Raw genomic sequence first — 18,047 nt, 5'->3', positions numbered from 1 at the left:
TGTGTTGGTTTTCACATTTTGTGCTATACTATTTTTTGCGTGATTGACAAGAAAGGATGGTTTATGATGTTTCAGACCCTCGTATTTCATGAAATACGTCCCGAAGCAGAACTTTATGATCAGGTTCGCCCGATCAAAGTCGCAGACGGGTATCAAGATGCCTTGCCTCTGCCCTTATTCAATAGCACTTCTCATTTTAAACAACAAATTGACTTTTTGAAAGCAGAAAATTACCATACGTTGACCCTTGCAGAAGTCAAAGATTTTTATTTCCAGCAGCAGCCGCTACCAGAAAAATCCGTGTTGCTGACCTTTGACGACTGCTATCAATCGATGAAAGAATATGCCTACCCACTGTTGAAAGAAGCTGGTTTCAAGGCAACAGCCTTTGTCGTGACTGGCTGGCTTTTTGATGCCCCACAGCCTTACGAGCCAGAAGTTTCGCGGACATTGAGCAGCGTCGAATTAGCCGAAATGAGCGATGTCTTCGAATATGCCAACCATACCGATCATTTTCACGAACGCAAGGACCAGCAAGGGCGTTCAATGTGGGAAACACCAGCAGCCTTTGCGCAAGACTTACGAAGCTGCAATCAGCACGTGGCCATCAAGGATGTTTTTGCCTATCCCTTTGGCTTTTATGATCCGCAGACGATCGCTACCTTGGAAAAGGAAGGCTTCGTTCTAGCATTTACCACCAAACCAGGTATCAACACGGCACAAACCAAGCCAATGGAACTCCATCGGGCAGTCATCCCGTTCTCACTACCAATGGCTGCTTTTGAACAACGATTTAGAAACGAGGAAATGAACCAATGAAAAAAACGATTTTAGCAAGTATCCTAGCACTATTCGCTGTTGGCGCTGCCGCATGCGGTAACACTGGCGAAACAGCAAGTACCAGCAATTCCAGCACTATCAGTACAGAAGCTGCGGTCACAGATCAAACATTGACGATCGGGGTGTTACCAGCAGAATCAGCGATTCCGATCATTCTAGCAAAAGAAGAAGGCTTTTTCGAAAAGCAAGGATTGACTGTGGAACTCAAATCCTTCACTTCCCCGAATGATCGCAATGTGGCGGTGCAGGCAGGCGAGCTGGATGGTACGATCAGCGATGTCATGACAGAAGCGACCTTTAAGCAAAACGGCATTGATATGACGATCACTTCTGATATTTTGGAAAACTTCAAGATTCTCGCTTCACCGAATTCAGGGATCACTGAGATGAAAGGGTTAGCGGATAAAAAAATCACCCTTGTACCGAATTTCATTTTAGAATACATCATGGACCAATTTGCACAGGAAAATGATTTTACCTATGACATCGTGGATATCGCTTCTTTTTCTGCCCGTTCCGAAGCATTGCTCAATGACCAAGTCGATGGCGCTGTTTATACGGAACCGCAAGCCAGCATGTTGGCTGCCCAAGGGGCGATTGTTTTAGGCAGCTCTAAAGATGCTGGCATCAAAGGCGGCACACTGCAATTTATGGACGAAATTATCCAAAATCGCCCGCAAGACCTAAAAGCATTCTACAGTGCTTACAACGAAGCCATCGATTACATGAATGCTCATTCAGCAAAAGACTATGCCGACATCTTGGCAGACTATCAATTTCCCGATGCTATGAGTACCTACTTAGACAGCCAGGAAGACTATCCGTATGCCCAGGCAGTGCCGCAAGAGCAATTCGACGCAATCATTTCTTGGACGAAAGACAAGGGTCAAATCGACCAAGCGTATTCTTACAACGAGTTGACCAATTTCGATTTTTTACCCGCTGACGAATAAGAAACAACAAAAAAGACGCATTTGCGTCTTTTTTTGTTGTTTCACTTCTTTTTGATACTCATTTTTGCTCGTGGCAAGAAATTCAGGTATACTTTTGACAAATCAGCTGCCATGAAAGGATTTGATTCAATGCCAACGATCGCTGTTTATGCCGACCAGAAAGAAGATACTTGGGAAGCACACTTGACTCACCAGTTAAAAATAAATGAAGAAAGAACCCAGGCTCATCAAACATTCCATAACGAACCTTTAACGATCGACGAATACTTCTTTACAGAAGATCCTGCCCCTTTTCATACGAATCAAGCCGTCAGGCAGCAATTAGCAAGCAATGGCCGCAGCTGTCTGCCACTCGTGTATGTCGACGATCAGCTATTTTGCCAAGGACGCTTGCCAACGATCCGTGAATGGGAACAATTGACGAAATCTGGGATCACTGTGCAATTTGATGAGTAGCAGCCACTATTTTCTTTGCCAGACAAAACAACGCACCACGAGCCAATCATCAGCGTTTAGTTCTCCCCCTTCGCGGCAACTGCGTCGGTAACGCCTTTTTCTTCTTCTGTTAAACTTCGTTCGCTGATTTTAAAGAATGGATAGTAGATCGCCACACTAATCAGTAAGGAAGCGATACTCCAAAGAACAGCAGGGATATTGCCGCCGGTTGCAAGGTAAGTATTGATAAATGGCGGTGTGGTCCACGGTGGATTGAACATGATTCGCCCAATGACATTGGTGACCGACAAGAAATACGTTCCGACACATAATACAAGGGGTGTCAGGATGAAAGGAATCATCATAATAGGGTTCATCACGATCGGAAACCCAAAAATGATTGGCTCATTGATACAAAAAATAGCAGAGGGCAAAGCCATCTTCCCTAGGGAACGATAGGCTTTTTTCTTTGAAACTAACATGTTGATGATCAGCCCCAGTGTTGAACCAGTGCCTCCATAGCACAAAAACATGATATAAAACCCGCCTGCAAAAATGTTCGGTAACGGTTCGCCTGCAGTGTAGGCTTCGGTATTGGCTGCTAATAAAGCTAGAAAAATCGGATCGCCGATACTCCCCATCACATTGCTGCCATGAATCCCTAAACACCAAAGCAACAAAATCAAAAAGGTATACAACAGCATCCCAGGCAATGTGTTTAGACCAACTGCCAGCGGTGAAAAGATGGCTTGCACGAATTGATTGACATTAAATTCCAACAAGACCCGAATCACCCAGGCACCAGTGATGATGGCAGCTCCAGGAAGCAAGACCGAAAAACTCTTGGCAACTGCGGGCGGCACTTCTGCTGGCATCCGAATCACTAAGCGGTGCTTGAGAAAAAAGCGATGGATCACTACTGTCGCAATCGCTGTGACGATTCCTGTAAACAGACCAGACGCCCCCAAAGAAGCTGGATCGATCGTCCATTCTTCCCCCGCCTGCAGCAGCAAAAACGCGCAGACTGCCAACACGACAGAACCGATCCGATCGATCTCATACGAGGCCGCCAAATAGTAGGCGATCCCGATACAAGCGGCCAGTCCCAAAATTCCAAATGTAAAATTGCTGGCGGCGCCTAGTTTGACGCCAAACTCCCCGACAAACTCGGTCCAGCCAGGAAAAGGCAGATTGGCTAAAATCAAAAAGAGACTGCCGATTATCGTCAGCGGCATCGTGACGGCGACTCCGTTGCGCACGGCAACTAAAAACCGATTTTCACTGATCCTAACCAATTTTGGTGCAAAATTTTCCTGAAACCCTTCAATCAACCGATTCATCCAGTCTCCTCCTACTAAATATCTCGCTTTTTTAATAAGAGTAGCATAAAAAACGCTTTCTGCATTTTTAGAACACTCGACGCCTTCCCAATTCCAAGAATACTACTGGCTAACTGTTTCTTTGCCAAATGGGTAAAGCCGCTGCCAAATCACGTTCCTTCGACCAAGCGATGGCACCTGACAGCAAAAAGAAACTAATGACCGTCCCTTCCCTCACCGCTAGCGGTAAGCCCAAACTGATCGCTAGCAAGAGTGCCCCCGAAATACAGACTGCATCAACGCCATAACGGTACTGCTTAAATGTCCAACGACTGCGTTGCGCCAGCAAATGACACCAGTGCTCGATTGGAAATTTCAAGACCTGCAACCGTAGGACTTGTCCCGTCGCCGTTCCAGAAATCAAGATCCCACCGATCAAAGCAGCTAGTTGGCTCCAATAATTCGTCAAGTGCAGCGATGCCAAGAAGTAGTAAACAAAGCCATTGATCAAATAGCCGAATGCCAGCAAAGCGAAAAACATAATCAAGTACTCACTGCCTTTTTGTTTGAGGGACGTCTGCCGCCGATCCAATAGCCAACAGGCAGCTAAAAAGCCCAAGTTGATGGCTGTAGTGATGGTGCCGACTTTGATTCCTGACATCGTTGCCAGCGTGACATTCAAGGCATTAAAACTACTGACCCCAACGCTTGCTTTAATGGTCAAGCTGATCCCGAATGCACTCAGTCCATAAAAAATCCCTGATCCTATCCATTGCTTTTTATTCATTTTTTCTCCCACACTTTCTTTTTTGCTTTTCTAAGTATGTGCTATACTGACTAAAAACAAATAGGAGATTTCTCCTAGTTTGGAGGGAAAAAGTGAAAAAAACCGCTTATGCCTTGGCAATAAAGCAGGTACCAATCAAAGAAAGCTGCCCCTTACCGATTCCTGAGGAGATTTTACAACAAAGTGCCCTCTGGACCTTTGATCATCGAGAAGCGATCCAAAAAGAAACGGTGCCGATGTCGGTCTTTTTCGTCCTATTGACTGGCAAAGCCAAGATCATTCAAACGCAAGAAAACGGCAAACGTGCCTTGCTGCAGTTTCTCCATCCTGGTGATTGCATTGGCGATCTCACGTTGATTGGCGCCGAAACAGTACCGAAAACCGTGGTTGCGATCGGTGAAACAACATGTCTGGGCATTCCGATGCAAGCAGCAGCTCACGGGCTCATGCAAGACCTGGCTTTCGTACAAACACTAGGCAAAACTATCGGTGAAAAATTGCTGCTGCGTATGGATCATTTTTCCGTCAATCAAACCTATCCCTTAGCTTGGCGCCTTGCCCATCTACTGTTGGAAGCTTCGATCGATGATCTTTTTCAAGAAAAATTGACGGAGACCGCAGAATACTTAGGCGTGAGCTATCGCCATTTGACGTATACCTTAAAAGATTTCAAAACGCAAAAACTAGTCACAAAAACTGCAGACGGCTATCGGATCGATGCGCCTGCGCTGCAGACCTTTATCCAAAACCAACAAAAGCAGTAACAAGCAAATAACGACAGCAAAATAGTTGGTATGATGCCCCCCTAAAAGCCAGAGAAAAAGCTGACTCTTGGGGGTGCAACAAGAAAAACCAACTGTTTGCTGTCGTTTTCGGATCGTTGCTTTATTTTTTCGCCAATGCCCAAGTATTGACAGTAACCGTGCCGGTTCCGCTGAGAGCGATCGCCTCGGTCCGTTTGGGATACACGCGAGAGGTCAAACAATATTGCCCGCCATTTAGGAAGATCTCAATCGAAGACGTATCGACAAAAATCTGCAGCTGCGTCAGTTCATCGACCTTGACACTGCGCTGTTTACGACCGTAGCCAGAAACGCCATGATGGATCGTGAAGACACCAGCTTCATAAGCCAAAGTCGTATCTTGCAAAAGTCCAAGCTGAAACTGCTGCACTGGGACTTCCGCCGTAACTTGCAACTCATATGCCAATTCATCGAAAGACAAGTGCTGCGGTTTCTCTGAAAGCACAATTTTTTTGCTGACTTGCTTGTCTCGCAATTTTTGGAATTCTGGCAAAGGTTCTTGATACAACTGGTCATTTTTGACCGAAAGCTGTCTTGGCAGCGTTGCGGCATGCTGCCAGCCGCGAGGGATCGTAGGATTGCTGTATTCAGGACTGGTATCCCCTAGCCCCATCCAGCCCCACAAGATCCGACGTTTCTGCTCATCTTCAAAGGTTTGCGGGGCATAGAAGTCAAACCCATAATCAAGTTCACGAAACGCAGAAGTTTCTTTAAACGTCAGGGTTTCCCAATCCACCTCACCAATCAGATACCCTGATTGATGAATATTTTGGTAGGCATGTTCTTTGGCTGCCAAGCCTTGCGGTGAGAAGACCAACACATCTTTACCATCTAAATGGAAGTAGTCTGGACATTCCCACATGTAGCCTAGAGCATAGTCCTCACCGAAAAAGATTCCTCGATAGGTCCATTCATTTAAATCCGTCGATTCATAAATCAAAATTTTGCCTTCGTTTTCCAACGTACGCGCGCCTAGCAGCATATAGTAGGTGTCTTCGTGGGCAAAAACCTTTGGGTCACGAATATGATCGGTAAATCCTTCAGGGTAGTCCTCATGAGGAATCACGACTTCTTGCTTTTCGACGGTATAGCCGTCTTTGCTGATTACATGGACCGTGTTTTGTTCTCGTCCACTAAAGGTATAATCATGATCACCAGGATGCTTGACATTCCCAGTATAGAAGAAATGGATCACGTCATTCTCGATAAAGGCAGAGCCCGAGTAGACCCCGTCTTTGTCATAGTCGTGTTCGGGAGAAAGAAACAGCGCTTCTTCTTGAAACGTGACATAATCCGTCGACGTTTTGTGTCCCCAGTGAGGTGGTTCCCCGCCATGGGGCGTTTGCGGTACATATTGATGGTAAAAATGAACCACGCCTTTGAATTGGCAAAGACCATTCGGGTCGTTCATCCATCCTGTTTCTGGCATCAAATGGTAGTTCAAGCGCCACGCATCAGCACTGATTTTTTCTGCTAAATCGTTTTGGGTTTGGGCAAGTTGTGCCCAGTATTCCTTCGTTAACAATGTGGTACCTCTTTTCTCTTGCCGATGAACAACAAGGGATTATTTATTGGTTCAACTCTTTGGCTAGCGGCTTGCGCTGCAATTGGACACCAGCAAAACCGACACCAAAGGCAATCAAAATCACGACAACGTATTTCAGCATGGCACCGAAATCTCCAGTATACAACAACAGTCCTGGAATAAAAGTGATGCCCATCCCAGTGGCAGCTAATTGGAAGACATACGTCGCAAACCCGCCGACTGCGCCTCCCAGCATGCCTGCGCCAAAAATCCGCATCGAGCGTAAGTTGACCCCAAATAGTAAAGGTTCAGTGATCCCAAATAAGGTTGGAACCGCCGCACTGATGGCATTTGAGCGTTTGACTTTGTTTTTATAAATAAATGCCGCAGCAATCGCAGCCCCAAATTGTCCCGCCATACTTGCTGTACCTAAGACTTGTAGGACGTTTTCGCCTGTCGTATTCAATAACCCTAACTCAATAATACTTAACGAATGGTGCAATCCAGTGATTACGATCACTTGCTGAACCCCTCCGTAAATGATATAACCGATGCCCAATGGTGCTTGCACCAAGTAGACGATACTGTTGATGACTGCTCTTTCAGCTACTTGCAAGATTGGTCCTAACGCAAACAAAATCAAACCTAAAGTAATGACAATCGTTAAGAATGGTGTCACGATCAAGTCCATCATTTGCGGAACAAATTTACGGAACCATTTTTCTAGCTTAGAAACTAAGATCCCGACAATAATTGCTGGAAAAATCGACCCTTGATACCCAGAGATCGATAAACCGAATAAGTGCAATGGCTCCGCATCTCCGCTGGCAACTGCCCAAGCGTTCGGCAATTGCGGTGCCACCATCATCAATCCTACCACGATCCCGATGATCGGATTACCGCCGAATTTTTTCGTCGCACTATAGGCGATCAAAACAGGTAAAAAGGCAAACGCTGTATCCGTTAACATTTCAAACATAGCTAACCAGTCAGCACTATAAGTGACCCCCAACTCGGTCAATAATCCCCGAATCCCCATCAAAAGCCCCGTCGTTACCAAAGCTGGAATCAATGGCACCAAGACATCTGACAACGTGCGGACAACTTTTTGGACGGGTGACAGATTCGAATACACATCATCTTTGAAGCCAGCTTTATCAGCGGAGGCGTCATTGCCCATTTCTGCTGCGAAGGCTTGATAAACTTCATTGACTTTTCCTGTTCCAAAAATGAACTGATGCTGTCCCGTGTTGAAAAAATACCCCTTGCTGCCCTCAACTGCTTCCGCTTTGTCTTTATCTACTAACTGATCGTCTTTCAAAATCAAGCGCAAACGTGTGGCACAGTGTTCAAAGTTTTTGACATTTTCTTTGCCGCCAACAGCTTCTAACACTTGGTCGATCGTTTTTTGTTCCTTCATTTTTCCCACTCCTTTGATCGTCGGTCCATTTGTGGAACCGGTTCTACATTTGTAGATTAACAGAAACCGCTTGCAATTGCAAGCAAAGAAAATAAAAAAACAGAACGCCGCAACTGGTCGTCCTGCTTTCTCTAAAAATATTTGCTTTATTTCTCCTGCTTGTCAAGCTTGGCAGTCGACTGTTTGACCACTAATCGATTCGGTAATTCGATCACCTCAGGAACCTCTTCCCCTTGCGTCAGTTTTTGGATCGTTAAGACGGCATCGATGCCTAATTGGACATAGGGATATTGGGTCGTTGTGATGGTCGGATAGACATAATCCGTCGAATCATAGCCGCCAAATCCGTTCAAGGAAAAGTCTTGCGGCACTTGGTACCCTAGTTCATGGGCGGCTTTCAATACAGCAACAGCAATATTGTCGGTAGCACAGGCGATGTACGTTGCCGATTGATCTTTCAAGAACACAAGGGCTTTTTGGTACGTTTCTCTTCTTGAAAAGGAGGTTTCGATAAAGTCGACTTTGACGTTGGGCGTTTGTGCTAAGACATCAAGAAATCCTTTTTTCCGCAAGACACCTACCGCATAATCATTTTCGCTGACACCAACAAATAAATAACGTCGGTGGCCAGCGCTGACTGCATATTCTGCCATGGTTTTGCCAGCTTGATAATCTTCATGGACGATGGAATGAATGCCAGCTAACTGTTGACCTAACAATAAAACCGGCATAGGAACCTCTGCCAGCACCGCTTGTAGCTGCGGCGTGATTTTGCGCGCAAACAGGATCATCCCTGCTACTTTTTGTTTGACTAGCATTTCGATATTTTCTAATTCCCGTTCATCGCTTTGATCAGAGTTGGTGATCAGCATTTGATAGCCGTTTTCCCGTGCCGTCGTATCGATCCCTTTCAACACATCATTTGTCGATGGTGAATTCAGTCGAGGAATGATCACGCCCAGCAATTTCGTGTCTTGGGCTTTCAGCGAACGAGCAAATGTATTGGGGCGATAGCCAGTTTCAGCAATGATCTGATCAATTTTTTTGCGCTTTTCTTCACTGATATAACCATTGTTCAGATAGCGGGAAACCGTACTTTTCGCTACTCCCGCCTTTTCAGCAATGTCCTTGATCGTTGTCATGATTTCCCACCTTTGCGTTTTCTTTTATTATAACAATAACTGAAAGAAAAGCGCAGGTTTTGCGTGAAAATTGTTGGGATGGGCGGTTTTGGAATGAAGCTTCACTTTTTCGTTGCTTTAATCCCCTGGTCCTTGGTATGCCATAAATGATCCATCTAAAAAACTTCGTAATTCTGCTTAAAATCTAACATCTATTTTTCTGAGATGTTCATCCATCTTTTCAAACAATATTTCATTGCGGTTTCTTATCTATCTTATGTAAAGTGCGTTTTGAACTTTTGATGTGTTCAAAATACATTAAATCTCACTGTTGTCTTCTCCTTCCATAGTATTGCAAGGTATACTATCTCTAAGAGGTGATACTATGCTTATTACTAAATCAAGTCTACAAGGCAATTCCATCGTCGTTACGCTTCCTTCTGATAACGGAAAAAATCCTCCTGAAAACCAAGAATATATTGTTGTCTACGCAGAGGATGGGACGATCATTCTTGTTCCTAAAATTGAAGATCCTTTTAATGGTGGAGTGGAATCAGAGTTTTATGAAAAAGATGCGTGGGAAGACCTTTCATCTGAAGGGAAAATGATTTTTTAGTAACTAATGTTCAAACATACATTTCCAAAAAGCGACTATCGCTTGGATCGACTTTGCCCCTTCGGCTGGAAAGGAAATTCAAAAAAAAGACGTCCTGGCTTAGATATTTAACCGTTATTCGATTCTGATCATTTTTATAGCAAGCGGCATATAATAAAAAAACCAGCTAAGCTGCGCTTAACTGGTTTTTTCATTAGTAGAAATCGTACTTTAACTTTACTTTAAATCACCTCTACCCACGGTCCATCTTAACCCCGATGCTTTTTCGATAAGTTGCTATTTTTCAGCAGACATTAAATACTATTGAGTACTTCGTTTGCATACTAAGATCGTACCCACACAATTCTTTAAAATAATTTTGATAATCACTTTCAATAATTCTTATAATGTCGGCTTCTGAAAAATCCTCATACTTTGATAAATCAGCTAATAGACTCAGTTTCGCATCAATCCCAAGAATTTTAGGAAAAACCTTCCAAAACGTTTCTTTCGAAATTTCATCTATCAATTGATTTAACCGTTCCAGTTGTTTTTCTAAGTAGTCTTCCAGCATGTCTTTCTCTCTTGGCAGAGATCTAATCTCTTCTAGAAAATATTCGTTATATTCTTTTTTCGTCGAAAACATCAATTCAATTGAACTCCTTTCCACTTTTTAATGATTATTACCATCTACTATAAAAGTAAACCGTGATCCTCTTCATTTAGTGAATGATTTTTCTGAAGTTTTTTTAGATTTGAGAAAGCAGCAAAACCTCCACGGGCTTTGCTGCTTTCTTTTTATATTGACTATTCTAAAAACTAATTATCTTGTTTTTTTCTTCTTGTCAAAGATAATGAAAATGGCAAATAACAGTAGCAGCGATCCAACAATGATCATGATTCGTTGTCCAACCATCGCTTCCCCAGTATTGGGAAGTTTTGGATCGTTAGAATCTTCCTTCTCATTTTCTGGATTCTCTTTTTCAGGTGTATTTTGCCCACCGTTATTTTCTTCTTTATGATAGACATAAATCACTTCTTGCACGTCATTCGTAAACGTTCCAGATGCGTTATCTGGTATTTCCTTCACGGTCCAACCAGAAATTTCTTTTGGCTTACTCTCGTATGGCAGACCAACTTTTCCGCTTAGAATCGTTGGTTCTGATAGTTGATTTCCTTCGGTATCTTCATATTTGACTGTTACAGGTTCCGCATCGGAGCGATTGTAAACATAGATTACTTCCTGTGGGTCTCCGCTAAAAATTCCATGAGCATTGCTTGGTGTTTCTGGCACATACCACCCTGGAATTTCTTTTGGTTCGCTTTCGTATGGCAGACCAACTTTTCCGCTTAGAATCGTAGGTTCTGATAGTTGATTTCCTTCGGTGTCTTCATATTTGACTGTTACAGGTGCTGCATCGGAGCGGTCATAGATATAGATTACTTCTTGCGCTTCTTCAGTAAACGTTCCATGAGCATTGCTTGGCATTTCTGGCACATACCACCCTGGAATTTCTTTCGGTTCGCTTTCGTATGGTAAGCCAACTTTTCCACTTAAGATCGTTGGCTCCGACAGCTGATTCCCTTCGGTATCCTCATACTTAACTGTTACGGGTGCTGCATCGGAGCGGTCATAGACATAGACCACTTCTTGCGCTTCTTTTCCGAAAATTCCATGAGCATTGCTTGGCATTTCTGACACGTACCACCCTGGAATTTCTTTTGGTTCGCTTTCGTATGGCAACCCAACTTTTCCGCTTAATATCGTTGGTTCCGACAGTTGATTCCCTTCGGTGTCTTCATATTTGACTGTTACAGGTGCCGCATCTGAACGGTCATAGATATAGATTACTTTTTGCGCTTCTTCAGTAAACGTTCCAGACACATTGCTTGGCATTTCTGGCACATACCACCCTGGAATATCTTTCGGTTCGCTTTCATATGGCAGACCAACTTTTCCGCTTAGAATCGTTGGTTCCGACAGTTGGTTTCCTTCGGTGTCTTCATACTTGACCGTCACTGGTGCCGCATCCGAACGATCATAGATATAGATTACTTCTTGCGCTTCTTTTCCGAAAATTCCACGGGCATTGCTTGGTGTTTCTGGTACATACCAGCCTGGAATTTCTTTTGGTTCGCTCTCGTATGGTAAGCCAACTTTCCCGCTTAAGATCGTTGGTTCCGACAGTTGATTTCCTTCGGTATCCTCATACTTAACTGTTACGGGGGCTGCATCCGATCGATCATAGATATAGACCACTTCTTGCGCTTCTTTTCCGAAAATTCCATGAGCATTGCTTGGTGTCTCTGGCACATACCACCCTGGAATTTCTTTTGGTTCGCTTTCGTATGGCAGACCGACTTTTCCACTTAAGATCGTTGGTTCCGAAAGTTGATTACCTTCGATGTCTTCATATTTGACTGTTACAGGTGCCGCATCCGAACGATCATAGATATAGATTACTTCTTGCGCTTCTTTTCCGAAAATTCCATGAGCATTGCTTGGTGTTTCTGGCACATACCACCCTGGAATTTCTTTCGGTTCGCTTTCATATGGCAATCCAACTTTTCCGCTTAAAATCGTTGGTTCCAACAGTTGATTTCCTTCGGTGTCTTCATACTTGACTGTCACTGGTGCCGCATCCGAACGATCATAGATATAGATTACTTCTTGCGCTTCTTTTCCGAAAATTCCATGAGCATTGCTTGGCATTTCTGGCACATACCACCCTGGAATTTCTTTTGGTTCGCTTTCGTATGGTAAGCCAACTTTTCCGCTTAAAATCGTAGGTTCCAACAGTTGGTTTCCTTCGCCATCTTCATACTTGACTGTCACTGGTTCCGCATCGGAGCGATCGTAAACATAGAGCACTTCCTGTGACTCTTCGCTAAAAATTCCATGAGCATTAGTCGGTGTTTCTGGCACATACCACCCTGGAATTTCTTTTGGTTCGCTTTCGTATGGCAACCCAACTTTTCCGCTTAGAATCATTGGTTCTGACAGTTGATTTCCTTCGGTGTCTTCATATTTGACTGTTACGGGTGCCGCATCCGAACGATCGTAAACATAGAGCACTTCCTGTGACTCTTCGCTAAAAATTCCATGAGCATTGCTTGGCATTTCTGGCACATACCAACCTGGAATTTCTTTGGGTTCGCTCTCGTATGGCAGACCAACTTTTCCGCTTAAAATCGTAGGTTCTGACAGTTGGTTTCCTTCGGTGTCTTCATACTTGACCGTCACTGGTGCCGCATCCGAACGATCATAGATATAGATTACTTCTTGCGCTTCTTTTCCGAAAATTCCACGGGCATTGCTTGGTGTTTCTGGTACATACCAGCCTGGAATTTCTTTTGGTTCGCTCTCGTATGGTAAGCCAACTTTCCCGCTTAAGATCGTTGGTTCCGACAGTTGATTTCCTTCGGTATCTTCATACTTGACCGTCACTGGTGCCGCATCGGAGCGATTGTAAACATAGATTACTTCCTGTGGGTCTCCGCTAAAAATTCCATGAGCATTGCTTGGCGTTTCTGGAACATACCACCCATGGATTTCTTTTGGTTCACTTTCATATGGCAGACCAATTTTTCCGCTTAGAATCGTTGGTTCTGACAATTGATTTCCTTTGTCATCTTCATATTTGACTGTTACAGGTGCTGCATCGGAGCGATTGTAAACATAGACCACTTCTTGCGCTTCTTCAGTAAACGTTCCATGAGCATTGCTTGGCATTTCTGGCACATACCACCCTGGAATTTCTTTTGGTTCGCTCTCGTATGGCAACCCAACTTTTCCGCTTAGAATCGTTGGTTCTGACAATTGATTTCCTTCGGCATCCTCATATTTGACTGTCACGGGTGCTGCATCCGAACGGTCATAGATATAGATTACTTCTTGCGCTTCTTCAGTAAACGTTCCATGAGCATTGCTTGGCATTTCTGGCACATACCACCCTGGAATTTCTTTTGGTTCGCTTTCGTATGGTAAGCCAACTTTTCCGCTTAAAATCGTAGGTTCCGACAGTTGGTTTCCTTTGGTGTCTTCATACTTGACCGTCACTGGTGCCGCATCGGAGCGATCGTAAACATAGAGCACTTCCTGTGGCTCTTCGCTAAAAATTCCATGAGCATTGCTTGGTGTCTCTGGCACATACCACCCCGGAATTTCTTTTGGTTCGCTCTCGTATGGCAACCCAACTTTCCCTCTTAATATCGTTGGCTCCGAAAGTTGTTTTCCTTCAGTATCCTCATACTTGACTGTCACTGGTGCCGCATCTTTATGTTCTATTTTTTCCCAAATATAGGTTCCTGGAACGGTTCCGTCATATAAGTCCATAAAATCAAACGAGGATTCATAAACCATTGGTACACTTGGCTCATTCCCATAAGCATCTTCTTTTTGTATCCACCTGCCAGTATATCCGTTCTCAATAAGAATCTCTGGTAAACGAGTAGACGTAGAAAAGATCGAATGCTCGCCTACTACTAGTTCGTTCAATTGTTTCGCGTCTAAAAACATCTGAGCCATACTTTCCACTATCGATGTGTCGAAATTTGATACATCAAGCTTTTCTATGGCTGATTCGCGAAACATCCACCACATATTGGTTACTTTCGCGGTATTCCAATTTGACAGATCTAAGTTTTTCAATGCTCTTGTATACTGGAACATTTCTCTAATATCAGTGACATTTTCAGTATTCCAGTTGGATACATCGAGAGAAGTTAAAGAATGAGTGGAGGCAAACATGTTTCTCATATCAGTTACGCTAGATGTATCCCAATTGCTAACACTAAATTCAGTTGGTACCCGTACTCCGCTGAACATATACGCCATATTTGTTACTTTGTTTGTTTTCCAATTGCTTGTATCAAGTGATGTCAATCTTGAAGCATTTCTAAACATGCTTAACATGCTCGTCACATTCTCTGTATTCCAATTAGATACGTCCAGAACTTCTAAATGAGGTAAGTTCTCAAACATCCAATTCATATTTGTTACATTAAATACATTCCAGTTTGAAACATCTAATTGACTCAGTGAACTATTTCCTCTATTGAATCCTCCAGCAAACATGCCATCCATCCGTTCTACTTTAGAGACATTCCAGTTGGATACATCCAAAGAGGTCAAATTCTTCTTTCCCCCAAACATATACCTCATATCTGTTACTTTTCCTGTCTTCCATTTAGATACATCCAAAACAGTTAACGGTGTTACTGGGCTAGCAGAATTATCTAATTCTCTGAACATTTCTGCCATGTTTGTTACATTTGAAGTGTCCCAGTTAGACACATCTAACTCTTCCAAACCATAAGCATATCTAAACATGGCGAACATGTTAGTAACTTTAGAAGTGTCCCAGTTCGAAAAGTCCACTTTTTTTAATTTTGGTAATCTAGCAAACATGCTTGCCATTGTCGTCACTTGGGAAGTATTAAAATTATTCCCATTTTCTATAATCATAAGCTCACTTAAATCACTGAATAAAACCGCAGAATTTACTGGCAACAATACTGGTGCCTTAACAACGATTTGTGTCACAGACGTGTAGGTTTTCCAAGGCGCAGTTGCAACGGTACCCGCATTTCCTTCTTCTAACACAATTGTTTTCGTTTCTTCATCCCACGTCCACGGAACAGTTCCCCATACGCCTTCCACATTTTCATCTGACTCTTCATGACTGTCTTCCTTACTACTGTCTTCTGCACTACTATCTACTGATTCTTCATGACTGTCTTCTGTACTACTATCTAATGTAGCTTCACTGGAGCTTTCCTCAGAAGAGCTTTCAGATGAATCTGCCTCTATACCACTGTCTGTTTCGGTATGTTCCCCAGATCCATTGGTACTTATGTTTTCTTCAGTTGCTGTCGACGGTTGATCGTCTTCTATCAATTGCCTTTCTTCATAACGATCTGCATTTCCATCCGCCAATTCACTTAGAAACCCTTCAGCAACAGAAACATCCGTCATTTTCAAATTATTTTCTAAGCTGTCGTTTTGAGAGCCATCCTTTACTGTATTAGCAAATACAGTGAGCGGCTGTCCTAGAGTCATTGCAATGACCAACATTATGTAACCTAACTTGCGTATCACTTCCCTAACACTCCTTTTCTTTTTAACGTAAACTTCTTGAAACATGAAAAATAATTATTCATGCAGACACTGCCGAATTGGTAGAATAATCTATCACAAGCTTGGAAGTTCTAAACAAAAGTATATAAGGATGTTTTTTAATAAAAAAATCATGTTTTTCACCCTAGGGGGAAATTAAGTATAAAAAAACCTATGCAAAAGGCTTTCTTTCCTTCTGAATAGGTAAAAAATAGGGTTATTATTTTAATTATTTTATAAGTTCGAACATTTTTGGTTCGATCGTTTTGAATAAGAGTTCCCAATCTTGTTTATCTGGAACTGTTTTCAATAATAGGCAGTTGGTGCTCACCTTATACTCTGACAAGTATTCACTGTAGTTTGTCACAATTAAATCAATATCTTCTTGGTTTAAGAATTCTTCCGTCAAAGCTGGAATCGTAATAAAAAAGATTTGATGACGATCACCAAAGTATTGATATACTCGCGATCTTATCAATTGACAGACATACAGATCGCCTTCTAATAAAAAAACAATTCTCTTGCTTTTGTACAAATACTGTTCTTTCAATCTTTCTCCCAGCAAAGTTAAGCTCGCCGTAATATCTTCCAAAAAGTCTTCTGTTATTCCTGATTCAGCGAAAAAGGAGCGCAAAAAGTGATGATTGTTGATGTATGATTCTTTGCATTCATGTTTTGTTTTCTCTATGATTTCTGACATTATTCTATTTTGAACTGGTGAAATTAGATGATTCACGTACCTAGAAAGGAAGAACGCACGATAGATCCATAAAATTTCTGATGTGTACAACTCAGGCGAGCAATTCTTGAGATAGTTTTCAGTTAAATGAGCAAAAGAATCAATGCGCTGCAATTGCTTACAGAATACCTTATCTTGGTCTATTTGATCAAAAGGCCGTTTGGCAATCGTTACTAAAAATAGCCAACAGAGCTCATCTGCACATAATTCCACTTGATAGATCTTTTGAATTCTTTGCTGAATCAAGAATAAATTAAGAAAATCCTTGTTATTCCTAACACTCTTGTAAAGATTTGTTGGTACATTGATCCTCTTTCCCTGACGTACTCGCTCGATAGCAATATATAAATTATAGTAAAATTCATTTGGAGAAGTACCTGTACCAATCGTAATTTCCTTGATTTTAGATAAAAAAGTTTGATAGATCAATTCATGAATCTCTTTTGGAGGAACCAACGTATGAGGGGTCATTTCCCCTTCATAGTAAAAATCTTTGAAAAACTTTCGGATGTTTGCTTCATCGCCTTTTAAATCAATTGGAGTGAGTGATAGTTTTAATCCGTATTCTTTAAGAACCGGCTCAATTTGTCTTAAATAGCGCCGAAATGACGTTTCTGATATGTGAAATCGGTCAATTAATTCCGCTACGTCCTCTAGCTCTCCATAGAAAACGTTTCCCAATAATTCAAACAAAATTTCATTTTGCAATAGTTTTTCTTTTTGTTCAATAAATCGAAGGGAGTTCTTTTTTTCGAAAAGGTACCCATTGTTCGTTGAAACAATTTGCGCACTATCAGAAAAATACTCCTTTAGCTTATTTATATCAGTTAAAATCGTCCGTTCTGAAACCTCATTTAGTTTAGCTAATTGACCCTTAGTCGCTTTTTGTGTCCGCTCAAAAAGATTCAATATACGAAACCAGCGAATAGTTGTTGGATCAACAATAAACTTTAACTGCAGATCTTTCATCCTAACACCTCCCAACTTTATAGAAAATCATACCATGTATTTTTAACCCATAATCATTTTTTCATTCCTTTTCTAACTTACTACATTTTCTCAATGATGTGAACGTCACTTGTAAATGAATATTTTTTGCTATTGATCAAAGACTCTAGTCAAAAAATCTCGAAACGATTACTGCTGAAAAGAAGGCGTTATTTATCTAATCTAAACAAAGAACAATTGAAGTAAGAAAACCTATACAAAATCAGCTACGCCAAACCTTTTCCTTTTGCATGTGCTATCATTTGATTGAAGAAAATTATAAGTTAGAATCAATGATTCGTTTTTTTAAATCAGAATAAAATCATATGAATGTTAGGTAAAAAATAGAATTCCTTAACCACTCCTCGTATTTGTAAAAAATGAAAAAAACTACTATTCAGCATC

General features: G+C 42.2%; 13 protein-coding genes. 5 read left to right on the top strand and 8 right to left on the bottom strand.

What is annotated here, in order from left to right; translation table 11 throughout:
• Window positions 1–66 precede the first annotated feature (66 nt).
• The 3 genes from IGJ44_RS05080 to IGJ44_RS05070 are packed head-to-tail and all read left to right on the top strand — an operon-like array spanning window position 67 to window position 2,249.
• Window positions 67–819 (top strand): polysaccharide deacetylase family protein, encoded by a 753-nt coding sequence (locus tag IGJ44_RS05080; RefSeq protein WP_175445268.1) that lies wholly within the window; start codon window positions 67–69, stop codon window positions 817–819.
• Window positions 816–1,793, top strand: a complete 978-nt coding sequence (locus IGJ44_RS05075) for an ABC transporter substrate-binding protein (RefSeq protein ID WP_430606230.1) — start codon at window positions 816–818, stop codon at window positions 1,791–1,793. The genes IGJ44_RS05080 and IGJ44_RS05075 overlap by 4 nt, the downstream gene beginning before the upstream one ends.
• A 51-nt stretch (window positions 1,794–1,844) precedes the next feature.
• A complete protein-coding gene (locus IGJ44_RS05070; protein WP_074535115.1) occupies window positions 1,845–2,249 on the top strand; it encodes an arsenic metallochaperone ArsD family protein in 405 nt (134 codons plus the stop codon).
• 56 nt (window positions 2,250–2,305) lie between these two features.
• Here IGJ44_RS05070 and IGJ44_RS05065 read toward each other — a convergent pair whose 3' ends face one another.
• Both IGJ44_RS05065 and IGJ44_RS05060 read right to left on the bottom strand, forming a co-directional pair.
• On the bottom strand, window positions 2,306–3,568 hold the full coding sequence (locus tag IGJ44_RS05065) for a PTS sugar transporter subunit IIC (protein WP_010747740.1): 1,263 nt from the start codon (window positions 3,566–3,568) through the stop codon (window positions 2,306–2,308).
• 109 nt (window positions 3,569–3,677) lie between these two features.
• A complete protein-coding gene (locus IGJ44_RS05060) occupies window positions 3,678–4,334 on the bottom strand; it encodes a YczE/YyaS/YitT family protein (protein ID WP_010747739.1) in 657 nt (218 codons plus the stop codon).
• Window positions 4,335–4,426: 92 nt separating this feature from the next.
• Between IGJ44_RS05060 and IGJ44_RS05055 the strand changes: the two genes are divergently transcribed.
• The gene (locus tag IGJ44_RS05055; RefSeq protein ID WP_005225467.1) at window positions 4,427–5,098 is read left to right on the top strand and encodes a cyclic nucleotide-binding domain-containing protein; all 672 of its coding nucleotides are present in this window, start codon (window positions 4,427–4,429) and stop codon (window positions 5,096–5,098) included.
• Between the two features lie 121 nt (window positions 5,099–5,219).
• Here IGJ44_RS05055 and IGJ44_RS05050 read toward each other — a convergent pair whose 3' ends face one another.
• The 3 genes from IGJ44_RS05050 to IGJ44_RS05040 all read right to left on the bottom strand — a co-directional run bounded on the left by IGJ44_RS05050 (window position 5,220) and on the right by IGJ44_RS05040 (window position 9,224).
• Window positions 5,220–6,662, bottom strand: coding sequence for a glycoside hydrolase family 32 protein (locus IGJ44_RS05050; protein ID WP_074534982.1), 1,443 nt, complete (start codon window positions 6,660–6,662; stop codon window positions 5,220–5,222).
• Between the two features lie 43 nt (window positions 6,663–6,705).
• The gene (locus IGJ44_RS05045) at window positions 6,706–8,082 is read right to left on the bottom strand and encodes a PTS transporter subunit EIIC (RefSeq protein ID WP_015509272.1); all 1,377 of its coding nucleotides are present in this window, start codon (window positions 8,080–8,082) and stop codon (window positions 6,706–6,708) included.
• A 146-nt stretch (window positions 8,083–8,228) separates the two neighbouring features.
• Window positions 8,229–9,224, bottom strand: coding sequence for a LacI family DNA-binding transcriptional regulator (locus tag IGJ44_RS05040; RefSeq protein ID WP_010747735.1), 996 nt, complete (start codon window positions 9,222–9,224; stop codon window positions 8,229–8,231).
• A gap of 364 nt (window positions 9,225–9,588) precedes the next feature.
• Between IGJ44_RS05040 and mazE the strand changes: the two genes are divergently transcribed.
• Window positions 9,589–9,819 carry a type II toxin-antitoxin system PemI/MazE family antitoxin gene (gene mazE / locus IGJ44_RS05035; protein ID WP_074534981.1) on the top strand — a complete coding sequence of 77 codons (231 nt, stop codon included), beginning with the start codon at window positions 9,589–9,591 and terminating at the stop codon, window positions 9,817–9,819.
• Between the two features lie 283 nt (window positions 9,820–10,102).
• Here the strand turns inward: mazE and IGJ44_RS05030 are convergent, their stop codons facing one another.
• The 3 genes from IGJ44_RS05030 to IGJ44_RS05020 all read right to left on the bottom strand — a co-directional run bounded on the left by IGJ44_RS05030 (window position 10,103) and on the right by IGJ44_RS05020 (window position 17,624).
• Window positions 10,103–10,444 (bottom strand): DUF7006 family protein, encoded by a 342-nt coding sequence (locus IGJ44_RS05030; protein WP_081343842.1) that lies wholly within the window; start codon window positions 10,442–10,444, stop codon window positions 10,103–10,105.
• 177 nt (window positions 10,445–10,621) lie between these two features.
• Window positions 10,622–15,898, bottom strand: coding sequence for a MucBP domain-containing protein (locus IGJ44_RS05025; RefSeq protein WP_338325581.1), 5,277 nt, complete (start codon window positions 15,896–15,898; stop codon window positions 10,622–10,624).
• Window positions 15,899–16,145: 247 nt separating this feature from the next.
• On the bottom strand, window positions 16,146–17,624 hold the full coding sequence (locus IGJ44_RS05020) for a helix-turn-helix domain-containing protein (protein WP_167822969.1): 1,479 nt from the start codon (window positions 17,622–17,624) through the stop codon (window positions 16,146–16,148).
• Window positions 17,625–18,047: the final 423 nt, after the last annotated feature.

Source organism: Enterococcus sp. DIV1368d (assembly GCF_050542975.1).
GTDB lineage: Bacteria > Bacillota > Bacilli > Lactobacillales > Enterococcaceae > Enterococcus_D > Enterococcus_D casseliflavus.
The sequence above is the reverse complement of the archived record's forward strand: the minus strand, read 5'-3'. Positions and strand labels throughout refer to the sequence as shown.

What these genes read in the sequence shown, in the direction of transcription:
- IGJ44_RS05080 (WP_175445268.1), top strand. Translation starts at nt 67, where the DNA reads ATGTTTCAGACCCTCGTATTTCATGAAATACGTCCCGAAGCAGAACTT.
- IGJ44_RS05075 (WP_430606230.1), top strand. Translation starts at nt 816, where the DNA reads ATGAAAAAAACGATTTTAGCAAGTATCCTAGCACTATTCGCTGTTGGC.
- IGJ44_RS05065 (WP_010747740.1), bottom strand. Translation starts at nt 3,568, where the DNA reads ATGAATCGGTTGATTGAAGGGTTTCAGGAAAATTTTGCACCAAAATTG.
- IGJ44_RS05060 (WP_010747739.1), bottom strand. Translation starts at nt 4,334, where the DNA reads ATGAATAAAAAGCAATGGATAGGATCAGGGATTTTTTATGGACTGAGT.
- IGJ44_RS05045 (WP_015509272.1), bottom strand. Translation starts at nt 8,082, where the DNA reads ATGAAGGAACAAAAAACGATCGACCAAGTGTTAGAAGCTGTTGGCGGC.
- IGJ44_RS05040 (WP_010747735.1), bottom strand. Translation starts at nt 9,224, where the DNA reads ATGACAACGATCAAGGACATTGCTGAAAAGGCGGGAGTAGCGAAAAGT.
- mazE (WP_074534981.1), top strand. Translation starts at nt 9,589, where the DNA reads ATGCTTATTACTAAATCAAGTCTACAAGGCAATTCCATCGTCGTTACG.
- IGJ44_RS05030 (WP_081343842.1), bottom strand. Translation starts at nt 10,444, where the DNA reads ATGTTTTCGACGAAAAAAGAATATAACGAATATTTTCTAGAAGAGATT.
- IGJ44_RS05020 (WP_167822969.1), bottom strand. Translation starts at nt 17,624, where the DNA reads ATGAAAGATCTGCAGTTAAAGTTTATTGTTGATCCAACAACTATTCGC.